Source organism: Alteriqipengyuania halimionae, assembly GCF_009827575.1.
In the GTDB taxonomy this organism is placed as follows: domain Bacteria; phylum Pseudomonadota; class Alphaproteobacteria; order Sphingomonadales; family Sphingomonadaceae; genus Alteriqipengyuania_A; species Alteriqipengyuania_A halimionae.
Map to the genome: position 1 here is coordinate 2,348,802 of NZ_WTYR01000001.1, position 17,623 is coordinate 2,366,424.

Here is a 17,623-nt window from a genome sequence, read left to right on the forward strand (position 1 = left end):
ACCGCTGGCGTCGGCGCGCACTTCACGGCATAGGGGCGATCATGGACATCGCACTCGCCATCGTGGTCTCGGCGCTCGCCATGAGCGCGATCGTCGCGATTCGCTATCTTGCGACGAGCGGCGGTTTCGCATGGCTGACCGAACGGGTGCGCCCCGGCCATTACGCCACGCTCAAGCCGCAGATCCGGCGCGAGATCGGCTGGTCGCTGCTTTCGGCCCTCATCTACGGCGTGCCCGCCGGGGTCGTCGCCTGGGGCTGGCAGGAGCATGGCTGGACCAGGATCTACACCGAGTGGCAGGCCATGCCGCTATGGTATCTTCCGCTATCGGTGTTCCTCTATCTGTTCGCGCACGACACGTGGTTCTACTGGACCCATCGCCTGATGCACCGGCCCTACTGGTTCAGGATCGCGCATGCGGTCCATCACGAAAGCCGCCCGCCGACGGCCTGGGCCGCGATGAGTTTCCAGCCGCTCGAAGCGCTGAGCGGTGCGCTGGTGATCCCCGCGCTCGCGTTCCTGGTGCCGATCCATGTCGCCATGCTCGGCCTCGTTCTCGCGATCATGACGGTCATGGGGGTGACCAATCACATGGGGTGGGAGATGTTCCCCAAGGCCTTCGTTCATTCCAAGTTCGGCGATTGGCTGATAACAGCCAGCCATCACCAGCGTCATCATGAGCGATACCAATGCAATTACGGACTCTATTTCCGGTTCTGGGACAAGCTCTGCGGCACCGATCGCGGCTTGGGCGCGCTCTAGCCGTCGGCACGGTCGCGCTGGCGACCGGCGGGGCCGCGCCCCCCACCGCCACGCTCGAGGTGCAGGTGCATTCGCTGCGGTCGTCGAAGGGGCTCGTCCAGGTCTGCCTGACGAGCAAGCCGAAGCACTTCCCCGAATGCGAGGACGATGCGTCCGCGGTGAAGGCGACGGTGCCCGCAGCCAGTTCTATCGAGCTGAATTTCACCAAGCTGAAGCCCGGCCGCTATGCGATCGCGCTGCTGCATGACGAGAACGGCAACGGCAAGGTCGACACCACGCTGATGATTCCCAATGAAGGGTTCGGCTTTTCGCGCGATGCACGGGTCGTGATGGGCCCGCCAAGCTTCGATGCCGCCGCCTTCGACCTGGCGGCCGGTAGCAATCGTCAGCGGATCGGGATGCGTTACCTTTTCTGACGTCACCGCCCTCTCGAAAGCAATGGCCTGTCGCGACGTCAGAAAACCCGGCTCCACTTAACGCTTAATTTACCACGCACCTGCAAAAACCACGGTGAATGATGCGCGTCGATGGCGTGCGAAACCGGGGGTTTCTAATGGATAGTCTTCGCGGGGATTTCTACGATGCGGACATCGATCCGCACGGACACGATCCCGACGATGATGGCGAAGCGCTGGCCGAGACGCCGCCTTCGACAGTGGGCCAGGACGAGCGCCGGATGCAGGTGCGAGCCTACAATTTCTGGGCGAGCCTGCTCGACAATCGCAATTACCCCTCGATCGAAGACCTCGATCCCGGAAACCTGCCCGATTTCGGGCCCAACTCGGTGCTGCTCGACTTCTCCGCCGGGGTCGACAATCCCGCAGTCCCCTTCCTGGGCGAAAAGCTCGCCGAAGAATGCGGAACCCAGAGCAGCCACATCGCCAACCTTGACGATGTGCCGAGCCGGTCGCTGCTGAGCCGCATCACCGACCATTACATGCAGATTCTCGCCAATCAGGCGCCGATCGGCTTCGAAGCCGAATTCCTGAACCAGGACGATCACATCGTGCTGTATCGCGGAATCCTCCTGCCTTTTTCGAGCGACGACGATACGATCGATTTCATCTATGGCGTCATCAACTGGAAGGAACTGGCCGACCAGAATACGTCCGATGCACTGATGCTCGAAGTGGACCAGTCGCTCGAGCGATCGCTAGCGGAGGACGAAGACGCTGACGATGCGAGCACGGTCGAGGAGGAGAAATTCCCTCCGGCCCCCGATTTCAACCGCCAGCAGGTCGATGGCTGGGCGGACGGCCCCGAGGACAGTGACGAAAACAATGATCTGGTCGAGGACGATGATGCGGCGGACGACCGGATCCTGACCCCGCGCTTTGCGACGATTGAAGCGCCTGTGCGCGACGATGACGACGCCATGTCGGAACTGCCCGAACCCCGTTTCGGGTTGCGGCGCACGGTCGACATGATCAAGCCGCCCGTGATCGATCCCGACGACGATACACCTCTCGATCTGGGCTCGTTCGTCGAAACCGACAGCGACGAACCCGAAGATCTTTCGATCTACGCACCGAATTACGGCGATACCGAAGAGAGCGAACTCGTAGAGCACGCCTCATACGGGTCGCTGACCGGCGGCTACGCTGACAGCGACGAAGAAGACGAGTACGAGGACGAAGACGAGGATGTCGGCGCGTACGATACAAGCGACGACGCCGACGCGCCGCCGGTTCCGGACGCTTACGAGCCCGAACCCGGCGAGGCATCCGAACCCGATTTCTTGGTCGCCGCAGAGCAGACCGACGCAATGGCCTCGGAAGGCGATGCTGCGCTGGCAGCCGCTCCTGCCGATCGCGACGATATGGGGCTGACCGACTGGCTCGCTTCCGCGCGCGAACTCGCGCAGCGGGCCCTGGGGTCGGAAGAACGCACCCGCCATGCGCTCTATGGCGCCATCGGACGGGCGTACGATTTCTCGATCGCTGCCGAGGAAAACCCGGGCGATTTCGAGCAGATCGTGGCCGAAGCCGGGCTCACCGTGCAGGAACGCGCGCCGATGACGCCGGTCGTAAAGCTCGTGTTCGGAGCCGATTACGACAAGACCCGCATCACCGAATATGCCACCGCGCTGACCCACGGCCATCGCCTCGGCCTGCCCCGTGGCACGCTGTCGCGCTACCTGTCCGAAACCAAGGGCGGCCTGAAGGCCGTGGTCCGCGAAGAGCGCAAGCTGCGTCGTGCTGAAAAGGGCGAGGCGGTCGATGACAATGAGGGCGTCCGCGAGGCCATCGCCGACCAGTTGCGCGAATTCGATCCGATCGCTTTCGACGATATTCCCATGGACGGCGCGGAATTCGCGGTTGTCATGATTCGCCGCGAAGCCGACGGAAGAATATCGGTGCTCGGCGAAGTGCCCGAGGACGTGCCCTTGCTGGAGCGCGCCGCGCGCAAATTGCTCGACTGAGCCACGCTGCCTGATTTTGCTGGCGAATTTTTGCCAGGTGCGCGCGCGCGCGCTAAAGCCCGGGCAATGGTTCTGTTTCCTTCCCGCGATATTCGCGTCCAGCCCTATTTCGGCTTCCGCAATGAAAGCCGCCTCATCATCGACGCCCGCGTGCTGCGCGGCGACGCGCCCGATTTCGACGGGACGGGCGGATGGCGCACGTTCCGCACCATGCTTGCGCTCTACAATTCGCACGAGGTGCCCGAGCATTCGGTGACGCTCGAAATCGAGGCGCCCGACGGAAACCGTCACACCCACGAGACGGTGAGCGACAAGGAAGGGTTCGTCCGGTTCGAGATCGAACTCTCCCCGGCCTGGCCCCTGCCCGAGCGCGCCGACTGGCAAACAGTCACGTTCCGCTGGCGCGACCGGCGCGGCGAGCATTGCGTCGCCGGTCATGTGCTCGCTCCCGGAGCGGACAATCGCGAAGGCGTGATCTCGGATATCGACGACACGATCATCGAAACCGGCGTCACCGGCGGCATCAAGTCGGTGCTGAGAAACTGGCGACGGTTGTTCGCCACAACGCCGCAGGGCCGCGAATCGGTTTCGGGTTCCGAGCTGTTCTACGAAGCGCTCGGCGGCGGGGTCGACGAGGCCGGTGACGATACGGGCGATGTCCTGCCCGCCAGCCGACGCTCGTTCTTCTACGTCTCCTCCTCGCCGTGGAATCTCTACCCCTATCTCGTGGCCTATATGCGATCGCGCGCCATGCCGATCGGGCCGCTGCGCCTGCGTGATTGGGGGTTGAACCGGAAGACGTTCGGCAGCGGGTCGCACGGCTCGCACAAGACGGATGCGATCGACGCGATTCTCTCGCTTTATCCCGAGCGCCGCTTCGCGCTGGTAGGGGACGATTCTCAAGGGGATCTCACCGCCTATGCCCATGTGCTCGAGGATCATCCGGCGCAGGTTTCGGCGATCTTCATCCGCAAGGTCGGCGAGCCGTTCTCGACCGAGGAAGCCGCGGCGAAGAAGGCCATCGAGGATGCGGGCGTGCCACTCTATATCGGGACCAGCTGGGACGAGGGTCGCGACTTTCTCGCCGCCAGCGGCCTGGCCGACAGCACCGACGCGAAGACCGTGATCGATGCGGGGCAGGAAGGGGCCGGGCAATGAGCCGGAGGAAGCGTATGGGCCTGTGGATCGGGGGCTTCGTCCTGGTATTGCTGGTGATCGCGGGGCTGGCCCTGTGGAACATGTCGCGCAGTCATGACGCTCCGAAGCTGGTCGACTGGATCGACCGCGCAACCGCCGGATCGCGCGATGTCGCCGAGGTGGCACGAGTGCAACTGGGCGATGATCCTGCAGTCAAGCTGGCGGTCCATGCCCAACCCCGCGCATCCGGTGACGAGCCACGGCCGGTGATCGTCTTCACCCATGGCGGCGGCTGGAACTGGGGCGACCCTGACGATTACGGCTTCATCGCCCGGAGCTTCGCCAATGAGGGCTACGTCGTCGTGTTGACCGGTTACCGCCTGTTTCCCGAGGCGCAATATCCCGCGATGCTCGAGGACCTGGCCGACGCGGTGGCGTGGAGCGAGGCGAATATCGCGCAATATGGCGGCGATCCCGATCGCGTGGTGCTGATGGGCCATTCGGCCGGCGCCTACAATTCGCTGATGCTGGGCCTCGACAAAAGCTGGCTCGCGGCAAAGGGCATGAATGCAGACGATCTCGCGGGCGTCGTCAGCCTGGCGGGACCGGCCGATTTTTACCCCTTCGACACCGAAAACTCGATCAACAGTTTCGGGCAGGCCGAAGACCCGGAAGCAACCCAGCCGGTCAACCATGCGCGCGCCGACGCGCCCCCTCTGCTGCTGGTGCACGGAGAGGACGACACGGTTGTGCGCATCCGCAATGCCCGCTCGCTCGAACGCGCGATGACCGCAGCGGGTGGCACGGCAGAGACCGCCTATTACCCGGGGATGGGGCACAACGACGTTCTGCTAAAACTGGTCAGTCCATGGTGGCGCGACGAGCGGGTGCGCACGCGCGTGCTAGCCTTCGTCGACAAGGTGACGGCGAAAGAGTGACGATCCGCGCCTGAATTCTTCAGTGCCCGTTCACGCACGAATGGGTTATGGCTGTGTGATGCGTTTCCTGCACCGAAGCCTTTCGCGCCTGCCGGCCCTGCTCCTGGCGCTGGCGGCGCTGTCCGTTTTCACCGCGCGTCCCGCGCTCGCCCAGTCGATCCTGCGCGATGCGGAAACCGAGGCTGTCCTGCACGATATGGCCGCGCCGCTGATCGAGGCGGCCGGGCTAGAACCCGACAATGTCGAAATCATCCTCGTCAACGACCCGAGCGTGAATGCGTTCGTCGCTGGCGGGCAGGCGGTCTACATCAATAGCGGCCTGATCTCTGCGGCAGGAAACGCCAACGAGGTGCAGGGCGTGATCGCGCACGAGCTTGGGCATATCACCGGCGGCCATATCCTGCGCAGCGGCGACGGCATCAAGGCAGCGTCCAATATTTCAATCCTCTCGATGCTGATCGGCCTTGGCGCCGCGCTGGCGGGCGCTCCGGAAGCTGGGATGGCGGCGATGCAGCTCGGCCAGCGCGCGGCAATGGGCAAGTTCCTCGCCTTCAGTCGCGCCCAGGAAAGCTCGGCCGATGCCGCCGGCGCACAATTTCTGTCCGGCGCCGGGATCTCGGGACGGGGCAGCATCGATTTCTTCAAGCGATTGCAGAATATGGAATTCCGCCGCGGTTTCCGCCGCAGCGCGCGCGGTGACGAGGAGTACAACCGGACCCACCCGATGTCGGGCGATCGCATCTCCATGTTGCGCGAGGTCTACACTGTCGATCCCGCTTGGGACACGCCATCGGATCCCGAGCTGGAAACACGATTCAGGCGTATGCAGGCAAAACTGTACGGCTATCTCGCCAGTCCCGAAGATACTCTGCGTAAATATCCGCCAAGCATGACCGGCGACGAAGCCCGGGTTGCGCGCGCCTATGCCTATCACAAGGATGCGCTGATGGACCGGGCCTCGAGCGAAATCGAAGCGTTGCTCGCCAAGCATCAGGATGATCCCTACCTGCTCGAGATCAAGGGCCAGGTGCTACTTGAATCGGGTCGCCCGGAAGAAGCACTTGCGCCATTGCGCCGCGCCACCGAGATCACTCGCTCCGAGCCGCTGATTGCAACAATATTCGGCCACGCGCTGATCGCGACCGAGGACAAGGACAATTTCGCGGAAGCCGAGCGCGTGCTCAAGGCTTCGGTCCAGCGCGATCGCTACAATCCATTTGGCTGGTACCAGCTGGGCGTGGTCTATGCCGCGCGCGGCGATATGGCCCGCGCGCGTCTCGCCACGGCCGAACAGCAGGTGCTGAGCCGCCAGATGCAAAGGGCGCTGCAAAGCGCCGAAGCCGCGCTCGGCGCACTGCCCGAAGGCTCGCCGGACTGGTTGCGCGCACAGGACATCGCGATGCAGGCGCGCGCCGCTCTGGAGGTCGAGCGCGAAGGGCGGTAGGGACACGGCATGACTGAACGAATTTCACCCGGGCGGTTCACGCTCGCGGTCGCAGCGGCGCTGGCCATCGGAACCACAGCTGGCTTCTTTCTCGATCGCACAATTGACGGCGGCGCTGCCGATGGCGAGGCCATCCGAGAATATCTGCTCGAAAACCCTGAAATCCTGCCTGAAATGGTGCAGGCCTTGCAGACCAAGGACGCGCAAGCCCGGCTGTCCGACGTGCGCGGCGATCTGGAGCAGCCATTCCCCGGCGCGGTCCTAGGCAACCCGAACGGCAGCGTCACGCTGGTCGAATTCACCGATTATGCCTGCGGATATTGCCGTACCAGCGCCGATCAGGTCGAAGAACTGGTCGCCGCCAATCCGGACCTTCGCGTCGTGATCCGCGAATGGCCGATCCTTTCGGATACCAGTGTCGAGGCCGCCAAGATGGCACTCGCCGCCGCGCGGCAAGGCAAATATGCCGCGTTCCACAACGCCATGTACGATGGCGACGCTTCGCCAGCGGAAAATATCGCCATCGCGGCGCGCAAGGCGGGTCTCGATCAGGCACAGGCGGCGAAGGACATCGCCGATCCGGCGCTAGAGGCCGAGCTTGCGAAGAACGGCGAGCTTGCCCGCGCCATGGGCTTCGAAGGCACACCGGCCTGGATCGTGGGCGACAAGGTTCTGGCGGGCGCGGTCGGCAAGCAGGCGCTCGCCGATGCGATCGCCGCTGCGCAGAACGCCGCGAAGGAATAATCAAGTGCTCCGGGCATTTGCCGCTTTCGCCCTCACCATGATTGCCGCGCCGGTCGCGGCGCAGCAAAGCGAGCCGCGCCCGCTCGAACGCCTCGCCCGCGCCGACCAGCGTTTGCTCGATATCGGATGGCGTCTCGCGACCGCGTCGGCGGGGCTATGTCCTGACACGCGCCCCGCGATTGGGCTCGTACTGCGCGACGTGCGCGGCTTTGCCGATCCGGAGGCGGTGCGCGCCGAAATCGGCCAGCAACGCGATATCGCGATCCAGGCCGTCGCCGCGCACGGACCGGCTGCCGAGGCCGGGTTGCGCCGCGACGACGAGGTAACCAGCCTGCTCGGGACCGACCCCAACCAGAAGCCCGCGGAGCCGCGCCGCGACTGGCTACGTCTTCTTGCGCTCAACGAAGCGATCGATGCTGCACTCGCCCGGCACGGCGCCATCGGCATCGCGCGTTCGGACGAAGCCGAATGGCGGCTTAATGGCGTCCCCGCCTGCTATGCCCGCTTCGAGGTCGCGGCGGGAAACGATGGCGCAAAAAGCACCGGCACGAGGGTGATCCTCGGCGAACGCTGGACCGCAGGCGATGTCAGCGACGATGCGCTCGCTTTCCTCGTCGCGCACGAACTGGCGCACAATATCCTGAAGCACCGGCTACAGCGCGAAGGACCGCGCGGCGAGCGCCCGTCGTCGAAGGATGTCGAGCGCGAAGCGGATCGGCTTGCCCCTTGGCTCATGGCGCGCGCGGGGTTCGATCCGGCAGGCGCGATCCTGTTCCTCGAAACCTTTGGCCCGGGACAGGACGGCCCGCTCTATATCGGCACCTCGCACGATGGCTGGAAATCACGCCGTGGCCAGGCACGCGAGCAGATCGACATCATCGCGGCGCAGAATGCAGGCACATCCATCGACTGGCAGCCCTATTTCGTCGAGGAACTTGCCGCCGCCAGGGCCGCAATGAAAAGGTCCGCTCCTCGCTGAGCTCCCGGAACACGCGCCCGGTCGAGCATCGCCGCAAATTCCGCGCGGTCCGTCGCGCCAAAGGCGGTCGTCCCATCTACATCGCCCGTCCCTGTCCCTAGCAGTTCATCATTGGTGATGGCGGACGCAGCTTCAAAAACTTCGCGCAGCAGCGCAAAACGGGCTAGGGAGGGCCGGATCATGCCCGCGCTCCCCGTTCAGCCCACCCCCTTCTTTGCCAACAAGAACGAGGCTTTCTGGCGCTTGCAGCTGGCAGGCTGGGGCGGTGTGCTGGCGCTGCGCGGCTCTTCGGCGATCGCCAACGACCTGCCGTGGTCGTTCCTCGTCGTGCTGCTGGTCACCACGATCACCGGGTTTTCGATCAGCCTGGTCCTGTCGGTGATTTACCGGATGCTGATCAACCGGCGGCCATTCATCACCTGGACGACCAGCGTCGTGGTGCTGGTTGCGGCGGTCTCGATCTGGACTTTCGTCGATACTTGGGTGAACGGGCTCTACCGCCCCGAAACCTCGACCGCTTTCGCCCAGCGCTTCATCGGCCTCTATCCCTATTACCTCGTGCTGCTCGGCGCGTGGTCCTCGCTCTATTACGCGATCAATTTCTTCCTTCAGGTCGAGGAGCAGCAGGACAAGCTGCAAACGCTCGAAAGCCAGGCGACCAGCGCGCAGCTTGCGATGCTGCGCTACCAGCTCAACCCGCATTTCCTGTTCAACACGCTCAATTCGATCTCGACCCTCGTGCTGCTGAAGCAGACGACGCAGGCCAATGCGATGCTCTCGCGCCTGTCGTCGTTCCTGCGCTACACGCTGATCAACGAACCGGGCGGCCGGGTGACGGTCGAGCAGGAGATCGACACGCTCAAGCTGTATCTGGATATCGAACGGATGCGGTTCGAGGACCGCCTGCGGACCCGTTTCAGGATCGACGACGATGCGTGCGATGCGCTGATGCCCTCGCTGCTGTTGCAGCCACTGGTCGAGAACTCGATCAAATATGCCGTGAGCCCGCAGGAAAGCGGCGCCGAAATCCGCGTCGACGTGCGAATGCAAGGCCCGATGCTGCGGATCATGGTGTCCGATACCGGCCCGGGCCTGAAAGACAGCGCGACCGACAAGCGCCTGTCGGGCAAGACCTTCGACGGCGGCGAACCCGTTTCGACCGGAGTGGGCCTGGCGAATATTCGCAACCGCCTTGCCCAGGCGTATGAAGGCGAACACCATTTCGAAATCCGCGAACCGGCCGAAGGCGGCTTCGGCGTGGTGATCGAGATCCCGGCCGAATTTGCCGCAGAACGAATCGAGGCAGCCCCCGTTCGCGGCGGCAGGCCCGCCGACACGCAGGGAACCGAAATCGTCCCGCCCCGCTTTGCTCAAGGGAAAGCTGAGAAAAAATGACCATTCGCACCATCATCGTCGACGACGAAAAGCTCGCGATCCAGGGGCTTCAGCTCCGGCTCGAACCGTTCGACGACATCGAAATCATCGACACGTGCTCCAACGGGCGCGAGGCGATCCGCAAGATCAAGACCGAGAAACCCGATCTCGTCTTCCTCGACATCCAGATGCCGGGCTTCGACGGCTTTTCGGTCGTCAACGGCGTGATGGACATCGATCCGCCGCTGTTCGTCTTCGTCACCGCCTACGAGGAACACGCGATCCGCGCGTTTGAAGCCAATGCGGTGAGCTACCTCATGAAGCCGGTAGAGGAAGACAAGCTGGCCGACACGCTCGAGCGCGTGCGCCAGCGCCTCGCCCAGCGCAAATCGGCCGAGGAAGCGGAAAAGCTGAAGCATGTCCTCGCCGAAGTCGCACCCGAGCGGGTCGACGAGATCGAAGGCGGCGAAAGCAGCGAACGCTACGAGAAGCTGCTCAACGTCAAGGATCGCGGGCAGATCTTCCGTGTCGACGTCGACACGATCGAGCATATCGAGGCGGCGGGCGACTATATGTGCATCCGCACCGCCGACAATTCGCTGATCCTGCGCGAGACGATGAAGGACCTCGAGCGCCGTCTCGATCCGCGCACCTTCCAGCGCGTCCATCGTTCGACGATCGTCAATCTCAACCTCGTCCGGCAGGTGAAGCCGCACACCAATGGCGAGTGCTTCCTCGTGCTCGATTCAGGTGCCGAGGTGAAGGTAAGCCGCAGCTATCGCGACGTGGTCGCGCGCTTCGTGCACTAGAAGCCACCCCGCATTCGCGTCGAGCGGAGACAATATGACTTTCGAACTGACCGGCTTCGATCTCGAGCGATTCGTCGCGGACACGTTCGCCGAAGATCTAGGCGAAACCCTCGAAGGCGGCGGGCACGACGTCACCTCGGAAAGCGTCATCCCTGCCGAAGCGCGCTTTTCGGGCGTGATGGATTCGCGCGATCCGATTACCGTCGCAGGCCTTCCGATAGCCGAAGCCTTCTTCCGCCACCTCGACCCCGACATGACGATCGAACGGCTAGTCCAAGATGGCGACCGGGTCGCACCCGGAACCGACCTGATGCGGCTCGAAGGCAATGCCCGCGCCATGCTGACGGCCGAGCGCAGCGCCTTGAACACCGTCCAGCATCTTTCGGGCATCGCCACCATGGTGCGTGAATATGTCGATGCGATGGGGGATACGGACGCCGTTCTCCTCGACACCCGCAAGACCATTCCCGGTTTGCGTTTCCTTGAGAAATACGCCGTCCGCATGGGCGGTGGGCAGAACCACCGCATGGGATTGTGGGACGCGGCGATGATCAAGGACAACCACGTGCTCGTCGCGGGCAATGTCGGCGAGGCCGTGCGCCGCGCGGTCGAAGCGGGCGTGAAAGAAATCATCTGCGAGGTCGACCGGATCGACCAGATCGAACCGGCGCTGCAAGCGGGTGCCACACGGCTGCTGCTCGACAATATGGAGCCCGACGCATTGCGCGAAGCGGTGCGCCTGGTCGACGGCCGCGTACCGACCGAAGCTTCGGGCGGCATCACACTCGACACGATCGCTGCCAAGGCCGCCACCGGCGTCGACTACGTCTCGGTCGGTCGGCTGACCCAGAGCGCACCGGCTGCCGATATCGGGCTCGATTTCACCCCGTTATGATGGCGACGCACTAGGCGATCGCCTTCGGCGACGTTAAACAGGGCGCACACTCTGGGGGAGGACGCCCATGCGGCCCGACAGCATCAAGAAATTCGACCTGTTCTATCTCGGCTCGATCGCGGTTGGCGCGATCAACACGATCATCCACCGCGATTTGCTCGCTCGTGACTTGCAACGTCAGTTCGCCCAGCAGGGCGAAGCCGTCGTCGAGATGTTCTCCGGCTCGGAAGGCGTATTCGTGATCGGCGGGATCGTGCTCAACGTTCTGCTCGGTCTTCTGCTGTGGTTTCTGGTTTCGCGCCAGAAGATCGGCGTCATCCGCTGGATCATCGCGCTTTGGGTCGCCTACGGCCTGATATCGCTTCCTGCCATGATCGGTGTGCTGCCGTCGCTGGTCGCCATTCTGGGGCTGCTCGTCATCGTGCTTCAACTGGTCGCGCTCTATTTCCTGTTCCAGGCCGAAACGACAATCTGGCTCAAGGGAAAGCGGATCGTCGATGGCGACGACGACGACGCTATTGTCACCGAGCGGACGACCGACCCGGAATGACCGTCCGCCGCGCGTGGGCGATCGGTGGGCTGGCTATGCTGGCCGCTCCGCTCCCCGCGCTCGCCCAGGCCTATCAGTGCCGGGTGCCCGAGCATGTTTCGGTCCCTCGTGTGTCGCAGGAGGGCGAGCGGCGCGGGGGGCCGATCACCGGCTATACCTTCGCGCTGAGCTGGTCGCCCGAGTTTTGCCGCGACGCCGGTGACCGTGCCGAGCGCTTGCGACAGTGCAATCGCCGCTCTGGCTGGTTCGGCCTGATCGTACACGGCCTGTGGCCCGAAGGACGCGCCGGGCGCTGGCCGCAATGGTGCAAGGCTCGCTACCGCCCGTCCGGCGATACGATCGCCGGCAATCTGTGCATGACGCCGTCTGCTTCTCTGCTCGCCCGGCAATGGACGAAGCACGGGGCCTGCATGACGCGCCGCCCCTCGACCTATTATCGTGTGATGCGAATCCTGTGGCACTCGTTCGACATTCCCGATCTCGACCGGCTCTCGCGCAAGCGGGGCCTAACGGTGGGCGACTTGCGAGACGAATGGATCGCGGCGAATCCGCATGTTCCGCGCGGCGGCATCGGCGTTAAGCAGAACGAGCGCGGTTGGCTCGAGGAAATCCGCCTCTGCTACGGGCGCGACTGGATGCCTGCTTCATGCGGAGGCCGACGTTACGGGGCGGCGGACGATGCCCCGCTATCGATTTGGCGCGGATTGTAGAACGCGCGCATCAGCGTCGTTGTTTGAAAAAGGCCCGCAGCAGTTCAGCCGCCTCGGCCTCTCCCATGCCGGTGTAGATTTCGGGCCGATGGAGAGTAGTCGCCTGCTCGAACAGGCGCGGGCCGTGCTCGACCGCACCACCCTTGGGATCGGTGGCGGCGTAATAGAGCCGCGCTATCCTGGCGTGTGCAATAGCCCCGGCACACATTGCACACGGCTCCAGCGTCACCCATAGTTCGCAGCCGTCGAGCCGCTCTCTGCCCAGCGCGGACGCCGCGAGCCGCAGGGCGCGAATTTCTGCATGCGCCGTGGGATCATGCGAACGGCGGGGGCTGTTGGCGGCTCGCGCGACAATTTCGCCGTCGCACACGACGACGGCGCCTACCGGCACCTCGCCGGCCCGCGCCGCCTGCATCGCCTCATCGAGCGCCAGTGCCATCGGCTCTGGTAGCGGCCATCGCGTCATCTCAGAAGCCGGGACCGATCCGCCATGGTCGGGAAGGCGAAGCAGCTGCGCTCCGCCCCCCGAGGACCTTACTCTTCGTCGCCGGTTACGGGTTCGCCCTCGGCATCATCGACGTCGACGTCGACCGTAGGCACCTCAACGGTCACTTCTTTGGTGTCGACATCGACCTCGGCGGGTTCGACATCGTACTCGGGAAGATTGCCGCCCTCGACTTCGGGCAGTTCGCCTTCTTCGGTTTGGTCGACATCACAGGCAGACAGGCCGAACGCAAAAGTCGCGGCAGCCGCAACAGCAATAATTTTCCTCATATCCAAACCTCCTAAGTGAACAAACACCTGCGGTAAGCGCTTGGGGATGCGGTGGCAATGCGGCTTTGGCGTTGACCGATGCACGCTCCACCGCTATGCGCCCGCCTTCGTCGCCCAAGAGCGGCCTAACCGATTCCATATACGAGAAGTGTCATGTCCCGCATTTGCGAGCTGACCGGCAAGGGACGCCAGGTCGGCAATAACGTCAGCCACGCCAACAACCGGACGAAGCGAGTCTTTCTGCCCAACCTGCAGAATGTCACGCTGATGTCCGAGAGCCTCGAAAAGAGCTTTAAGTTCCGCGTTTCGACGCAGGGCCTGCGCTCGGTCGAGCACAATGGCGGGCTCGACAACTGGCTGCTCAAGACTTCCGACGAGAAGCTGAGCGATCGCGCCCGCAAGGTGAAGCGCGAAATCGCCAAGGCGCAAGCCGCCTAAACACGTTTCCGGTTCGCCGGTAGCAGAGGCCGCGCCCCATCGTCGGGAGCGCGGCTTCTTCTGTTGGCTGCGTCTATTTCGGCAGCCTCTCTGGATCGATCGCGATCCGCGCGAGCCAGTTTGCCTGGAAGTGCGAATTGTTGTCGTCGGACACCAGCCACACCTGCCAGCGTGCGCCATCCTCGCGCACAGCAAGCCCTTCGTAATTGTCGCGCGGCAAGGGCGGGGCGAGCTGCGTGATCGTTTCGAACCGGGCCGTGCCATCGGCGAAACCGGCCGGATCGAGCAGGGCAAGGCGGGTTTCGAAAGCGATCGGCAGGGCGAGCCGCACCTTGCGCAGCAGGACCAGGATCCGACCGTCGGGCGTCGCGGTTGCGTCGACCGGATGATAGCCGTCCGCACCGCTAACGCGAACCCTCGCAGCCGATGCACCGGCCGCCGGGTCGCCGCAAAATACCAGCCCCTCAATCGGGTCTTCCTCATCCGAACCCAAAGCGCCTTCGCGCAGGACCAGAAAGCTGCCGTCGCTAAGCCTGACCAGCGCTTCGGGTCCGCCATTGGCTGGCCAATCGGCCATGCCTGGCGGAGAGACCGTGGCGTCGGGCTCGAGGTCGCTATTCAGGCGAACGATCGAATTGGCATGCTCAAGCGCGATCCAGATCGTTCCGCCGAAGGACGTCGCCGCTTCGATATCGCGCCCTTCCTTGCGCATCGTGTTTGTGCCGATCCGCTGAAGCGGGGCCTTCAACACCGTGTCGCCATGCGGCGTTAACGGAAGTTCGAGCGCGAAGCCGTAATCGCTGAACACGACCAGCCGTTCGCCATCGCCGCTCCATGCCATCGCCGAAAAGCCGCCGAAGCCACGCTGCGCCGAAGTGAGTCGGTAGAGCTCCAGCCCGTCCACCGCGCTGTCGGGCGCGAAGCGCGGGGGCGGATATGCCTGCGCCGTCACGATCGGTCGTGCTCGTTCGCGCGGGTCGGGGTGGTGAGTGCAGGTCGAGATGATGCACAGCGCGGCGAGGGCCATGGCTGCGAATACGCGTATCATCCCGGTCGCCGCTCCCTTCTCGCCTTGCCGCCTGCTCGGCGCTTCGGTTAGGAGGTCTGCTCGCATCGGGCAATGGACAGCACCATCATGGCGAGAAGCCTTTTCGAACTCAATCCGCAGGTCGATCGCACGGCCGCGGCACGACGTTTCGCACACGATCGCCGAGTGCAGGTTCGCGATGTGCTGACACAGGAAACCGCGCGCGAAATTCGCGAGATCCTGATGCGTGGCACTCCGTGGGGGGTAGGCTGGCAAGCAGGACTTGAAGCCGAGCCCCAACATGCGCGCGCGGAACAATTGCAAGGTGCCTCCGCACAAGCCCTCGGTCGCGAGATCGCGGAAGCGACACATAAATCGGCGGCGCACGGCGATTACGCGTTTCGCTATGCCCGCTATCCCATGGTCCAGGCCTATATGGAGAAATGGGCGGAGGGCAGTCCGCACGATCTGCTGATCGAATATCTCAACACGCCCGAGACGCTCGATCTGGTGCGCGACGTCACGGGAATGGCTGACCTTAAAAAGGCCGATGCGCAGGCCACTTTGTTCGCCCCGGGGCATTTCCTCGGCCGGCATATCGACAGCCATGTCGAGGAGGGCTGGAAAGTCGCCTACGTCCTGAATTTCGCGCCCGACGACTGGCACCCGGACTGGGGCGGCTATCTCAATTTTCTCGACGAGGATGGCGATATCGTGGCCGGCTACCGCCCTCGCTTCAACTGCCTCAACATGTTCGCGGTGCCCCAGGCGCACCTGGTGAGCTTCGTCCCCCCATTTGCGCCGACAGCGCGGTTTGCCATCACGGGATGGTTCCGCAACCAATGAGCGACGCCGCCCGCCTGCGTGACGAAGCGATGGCGGCGGAAAAGGCTGGCGATAGTCCGCGAGCTCGGCAGTTGTTCGAGAGCGCCGTGAAGGTCGCGCCAGAGGATCCCCGACTGCTTAATTCGGCTGGGGCCGCTTATCTGCGTTGGGGAGACCTTGCGCAGGCAATTGCGCTGTTTGCAAAAGCGCGCGCGTTGGCCCCCGCCGAGCTCGATTATCCGATCAACGAGGCCATCGCGCTAGGCCGTGAGGGCCGACACGGCGCCGCTGCGCGACTGCTCGCCTCGGTCGAACAGATCGGAAAATCACAGGCGCGCTACTGGTCCGCGCGGGGCAATGCGGAGCGGCAGGCCTACGACTTTGCTTCCGCCCAGGCGAGCTATGACAACGCGCTGGCGGTCGATCCACGCCACGCTCGGGCCGCGCACGGTCGGGCGATCATCGCATTCGAGCGGGGGCAGGCCGATACGCTGCAACGGTTCGATCGGGCGATTGCGCTCGCGCCTGGCGAGATCGCCCTGTGGCGGACAAAAGCGATGGCGCTCGATGCCGAAGGGCGCACGACAGAGGCGCTGGCGATCGGCGAACAGGTCGTGACGCAGATACCGCAATGGGTCGAAGGTCTGGAATCTTACGCCCAATTGCGCATCGGAACGGGTGAAAAGGACTTTGCGAGCCACTACGACGACGCAGTCGGCAAGACCGACGCTCCGGACGAGATCTTCGGTTCCTGGGCGAAGATGCTGGCCGGGCTCGATCGCTTTGCCGAGGCTGCCGATGTCGCTGCTCGCGCCAGAAGAGAGGCACGCGAGCCAGAGAGCTTCGCCCTGTCCGAAGCGGTCTATGCCGGATTGGCCTGTGACAATGATCGGGCCGAGGCGATCTTCACCAAAATCGGCGACGTGCCGCGTGATTGGCAAAAACACGCGGCGCGACAGGATATCCGCATGGGCCGGATCGAACGTGCCGAACGCACGCTGGGAGCGCTGATCGAGTCGCGCGATCAGCATGACGACGTCGATCTGTGGGCCTTGCGCGACGTCTGCTGGCGCCTTCTTGACGACCCTCGCCATGAATGGCTGCATGGACGCGAGGGCCTCGTTCGCCCGATGCCTCTCGGCAACCCTCAGGTCTTGGATGAAGCGCGGACAGCTCTCCGCGAATTGCATCGCAAGGCGGCGCTTCCGATCGGCCAGTCCGTGCGGGGCGGCACCCAGACACGAGGGCGACTATTCCAGCGCGAGGAGCCGATACTGGCGAAGCTCCACGATGCGATCATGACCACGCTGGAGCGCTATCGTCGAGAGATGCCCGAGCGGGACGAGAGCCACCCGATACTGCGCCATCGCGACGAGCGTTGGAAGCTGACGCATTCGTGGTCGGTCCGGCTGGTCGGCGCGGGCTATCATACCAGCCACATCCATCCCCTCGGCATCCTCTCGTCGGCGCTCTATCTGATTGTGCCGGACTCGGTCGACGACGACGGCGCACCGGGTCATCTGGAAATCGGCCGACCTCCTCCCGACCTGCAAACCGCGCTCGGCCCGATCATGACGATTAGGCCAAGCGTCGGGCATCTGGCACTTTTTCCCAGTTCACTGTATCACGGCACGAGGGACTTTGATGAAGGCGAACGGATGACGGTCGCCTTCGATGTGAGCATCGGGGGATGATCGATCGCGCATTCGGGGAATGGCGCCTGGGAAGCGTTCTGGGCAAGTGAGGCTGGGCGCGCAAAGGGGTGCCTGCCCGCAGGTTGGCAAGGGATAGACGCG

At 64.0% G+C, this 17,623-nt stretch carries 19 protein-coding genes; 16 read left to right on the plus strand and 3 right to left on the minus strand.

Annotated elements, in window-relative coordinates:
- Positions 1-41 precede the first annotated feature (41 nt).
- The 13 genes from GRI68_RS11265 (at position 42) to GRI68_RS11325 (ending at position 12,763) form a co-directional block, all read left to right on the plus strand.
- Positions 42-761: a sterol desaturase family protein gene (locus tag GRI68_RS11265; protein WP_160617332.1), complete on the plus strand. Its 720-nt coding sequence runs from the start codon at positions 42-44 to the stop codon at positions 759-761.
- Between the two features lie 65 nt (positions 762-826).
- Entirely contained in the window at positions 827-1,177 is a 351-nt protein-coding gene (locus tag GRI68_RS11270) for a DUF2141 domain-containing protein (RefSeq protein ID WP_325063803.1), read from the plus strand.
- Between the two features lie 137 nt (positions 1,178-1,314).
- Entirely contained in the window at positions 1,315-3,183 is a 1,869-nt protein-coding gene (locus GRI68_RS14035; protein ID WP_407643352.1) for a PAS domain-containing protein, read from the plus strand.
- Positions 3,184-3,249: 66 nt separating this feature from the next.
- A complete protein-coding gene (locus GRI68_RS11280) occupies positions 3,250-4,341 on the plus strand; it encodes a phosphatase domain-containing protein (protein ID WP_160617334.1) in 1,092 nt (363 codons plus the stop codon).
- Entirely contained in the window at positions 4,338-5,258 is a 921-nt protein-coding gene (locus GRI68_RS11285; protein ID WP_160617335.1) for an alpha/beta hydrolase, read from the plus strand. Before GRI68_RS11280 ends, GRI68_RS11285 begins: the two co-directional genes overlap by 4 nt.
- Before the next feature lie 58 nt (positions 5,259-5,316).
- The gene (locus tag GRI68_RS11290) at positions 5,317-6,702 is read left to right on the plus strand and encodes a M48 family metalloprotease (RefSeq protein WP_160617336.1); all 1,386 of its coding nucleotides are present in this window, start codon (positions 5,317-5,319) and stop codon (positions 6,700-6,702) included.
- A 9-nt stretch (positions 6,703-6,711) separates the two neighbouring features.
- Entirely contained in the window at positions 6,712-7,446 is a 735-nt protein-coding gene (locus GRI68_RS11295; protein ID WP_160617337.1) for a DsbA family protein, read from the plus strand.
- Between the two features lie 4 nt (positions 7,447-7,450).
- Positions 7,451-8,425 carry a hypothetical protein gene (locus GRI68_RS11300; RefSeq protein ID WP_160617338.1) on the plus strand — a complete coding sequence of 325 codons (975 nt, stop codon included), beginning with the start codon at positions 7,451-7,453 and terminating at the stop codon, positions 8,423-8,425.
- 180 nt (positions 8,426-8,605) lie between these two features.
- Positions 8,606-9,820: a sensor histidine kinase gene (locus tag GRI68_RS11305; RefSeq protein ID WP_160617339.1), complete on the plus strand. Its 1,215-nt coding sequence runs from the start codon at positions 8,606-8,608 to the stop codon at positions 9,818-9,820.
- Complete coding sequence (locus GRI68_RS11310; RefSeq protein ID WP_160617340.1) at positions 9,817-10,608, plus strand: LytR/AlgR family response regulator transcription factor; 792 nt, start codon at positions 9,817-9,819, stop codon at positions 10,606-10,608. Before GRI68_RS11305 ends, GRI68_RS11310 begins: the two co-directional genes overlap by 4 nt.
- 34 nt (positions 10,609-10,642) lie before the next feature.
- Positions 10,643-11,503, plus strand: a complete 861-nt coding sequence (nadC, locus tag GRI68_RS11315; RefSeq protein ID WP_160617341.1) for a carboxylating nicotinate-nucleotide diphosphorylase — start codon at positions 10,643-10,645, stop codon at positions 11,501-11,503.
- A gap of 67 nt (positions 11,504-11,570) precedes the next feature.
- The gene (locus tag GRI68_RS11320) at positions 11,571-12,053 is read left to right on the plus strand and encodes a hypothetical protein (protein ID WP_160617342.1); all 483 of its coding nucleotides are present in this window, start codon (positions 11,571-11,573) and stop codon (positions 12,051-12,053) included.
- Positions 12,050-12,763: a ribonuclease T2 family protein gene (locus GRI68_RS11325; protein WP_160617343.1), complete on the plus strand. Its 714-nt coding sequence runs from the start codon at positions 12,050-12,052 to the stop codon at positions 12,761-12,763. Before GRI68_RS11320 ends, GRI68_RS11325 begins: the two co-directional genes overlap by 4 nt.
- Positions 12,764-12,773: 10 nt before the next feature.
- On the opposite strand, the gene GRI68_RS11330 is transcribed toward GRI68_RS11325, so the two are convergent.
- Positions 12,774-13,229 carry a nucleoside deaminase gene (locus GRI68_RS11330; RefSeq protein ID WP_160617344.1) on the minus strand — a complete coding sequence of 152 codons (456 nt, stop codon included), beginning with the start codon at positions 13,227-13,229 and terminating at the stop codon, positions 12,774-12,776.
- A gap of 68 nt (positions 13,230-13,297) precedes the next feature.
- A complete protein-coding gene (locus GRI68_RS11335) occupies positions 13,298-13,537 on the minus strand; it encodes a hypothetical protein (protein WP_160617345.1) in 240 nt (79 codons plus the stop codon).
- Positions 13,538-13,690: 153 nt separating this feature from the next.
- On the opposite strand from GRI68_RS11335, the gene rpmB reads away from it, so the two are divergent.
- The gene (gene rpmB / locus GRI68_RS11340) at positions 13,691-13,975 is read left to right on the plus strand and encodes a 50S ribosomal protein L28 (RefSeq protein ID WP_160617346.1); all 285 of its coding nucleotides are present in this window, start codon (positions 13,691-13,693) and stop codon (positions 13,973-13,975) included.
- A 73-nt stretch (positions 13,976-14,048) separates the two neighbouring features.
- Here the strand turns inward: rpmB and GRI68_RS11345 are convergent, their stop codons facing one another.
- Positions 14,049-15,023, minus strand: a complete 975-nt coding sequence (locus GRI68_RS11345) for an esterase-like activity of phytase family protein (protein ID WP_160617347.1) — start codon at positions 15,021-15,023, stop codon at positions 14,049-14,051.
- A gap of 87 nt (positions 15,024-15,110) precedes the next feature.
- Between GRI68_RS11345 and GRI68_RS11350 the strand changes: the two genes are divergently transcribed.
- Complete coding sequence (locus GRI68_RS11350) at positions 15,111-15,848, plus strand: 2OG-Fe(II) oxygenase (RefSeq protein WP_160617348.1); 738 nt, start codon at positions 15,111-15,113, stop codon at positions 15,846-15,848.
- The gene (locus GRI68_RS11355; RefSeq protein WP_160617349.1) at positions 15,845-17,521 is read left to right on the plus strand and encodes a 2OG-Fe(II) oxygenase family protein; all 1,677 of its coding nucleotides are present in this window, start codon (positions 15,845-15,847) and stop codon (positions 17,519-17,521) included. Before GRI68_RS11350 ends, GRI68_RS11355 begins: the two co-directional genes overlap by 4 nt.
- Positions 17,522-17,623: the final 102 nt, after the last annotated feature.

Excerpts from the sequence above, each read along its gene's own strand:
- GRI68_RS11265 (WP_160617332.1), top strand. The coding sequence starts at position 42 with ATGGACATCGCACTCGCCATCGTGGTCTCGGCGCTCGCCATGAGCGCG.
- GRI68_RS14035 (WP_407643352.1), top strand. The coding sequence starts at position 1,315 with ATGGATAGTCTTCGCGGGGATTTCTACGATGCGGACATCGATCCGCAC.
- GRI68_RS11280 (WP_160617334.1), top strand. The coding sequence starts at position 3,250 with ATGGTTCTGTTTCCTTCCCGCGATATTCGCGTCCAGCCCTATTTCGGC.
- GRI68_RS11285 (WP_160617335.1), top strand. The coding sequence starts at position 4,338 with ATGAGCCGGAGGAAGCGTATGGGCCTGTGGATCGGGGGCTTCGTCCTG.
- GRI68_RS11290 (WP_160617336.1), top strand. The coding sequence starts at position 5,317 with ATGCGTTTCCTGCACCGAAGCCTTTCGCGCCTGCCGGCCCTGCTCCTG.
- GRI68_RS11295 (WP_160617337.1), top strand. The coding sequence starts at position 6,712 with ATGACTGAACGAATTTCACCCGGGCGGTTCACGCTCGCGGTCGCAGCG.
- GRI68_RS11305 (WP_160617339.1), top strand. The coding sequence starts at position 8,606 with ATGCCCGCGCTCCCCGTTCAGCCCACCCCCTTCTTTGCCAACAAGAAC.
- GRI68_RS11310 (WP_160617340.1), top strand. The coding sequence starts at position 9,817 with ATGACCATTCGCACCATCATCGTCGACGACGAAAAGCTCGCGATCCAG.
- nadC (WP_160617341.1), top strand. The coding sequence starts at position 10,643 with ATGACTTTCGAACTGACCGGCTTCGATCTCGAGCGATTCGTCGCGGAC.
- GRI68_RS11320 (WP_160617342.1), top strand. The coding sequence starts at position 11,571 with ATGCGGCCCGACAGCATCAAGAAATTCGACCTGTTCTATCTCGGCTCG.
- GRI68_RS11325 (WP_160617343.1), top strand. The coding sequence starts at position 12,050 with ATGACCGTCCGCCGCGCGTGGGCGATCGGTGGGCTGGCTATGCTGGCC.
- GRI68_RS11330 (WP_160617344.1), bottom strand. The coding sequence starts at position 13,229 with ATGACGCGATGGCCGCTACCAGAGCCGATGGCACTGGCGCTCGATGAG.
- GRI68_RS11335 (WP_160617345.1), bottom strand. The coding sequence starts at position 13,537 with ATGAGGAAAATTATTGCTGTTGCGGCTGCCGCGACTTTTGCGTTCGGC.
- rpmB (WP_160617346.1), top strand. The coding sequence starts at position 13,691 with ATGTCCCGCATTTGCGAGCTGACCGGCAAGGGACGCCAGGTCGGCAAT.
- GRI68_RS11345 (WP_160617347.1), bottom strand. The coding sequence starts at position 15,023 with ATGATACGCGTATTCGCAGCCATGGCCCTCGCCGCGCTGTGCATCATC.
- GRI68_RS11350 (WP_160617348.1), top strand. The coding sequence starts at position 15,111 with ATGGCGAGAAGCCTTTTCGAACTCAATCCGCAGGTCGATCGCACGGCC.
- GRI68_RS11355 (WP_160617349.1), top strand. The coding sequence starts at position 15,845 with ATGAGCGACGCCGCCCGCCTGCGTGACGAAGCGATGGCGGCGGAAAAG.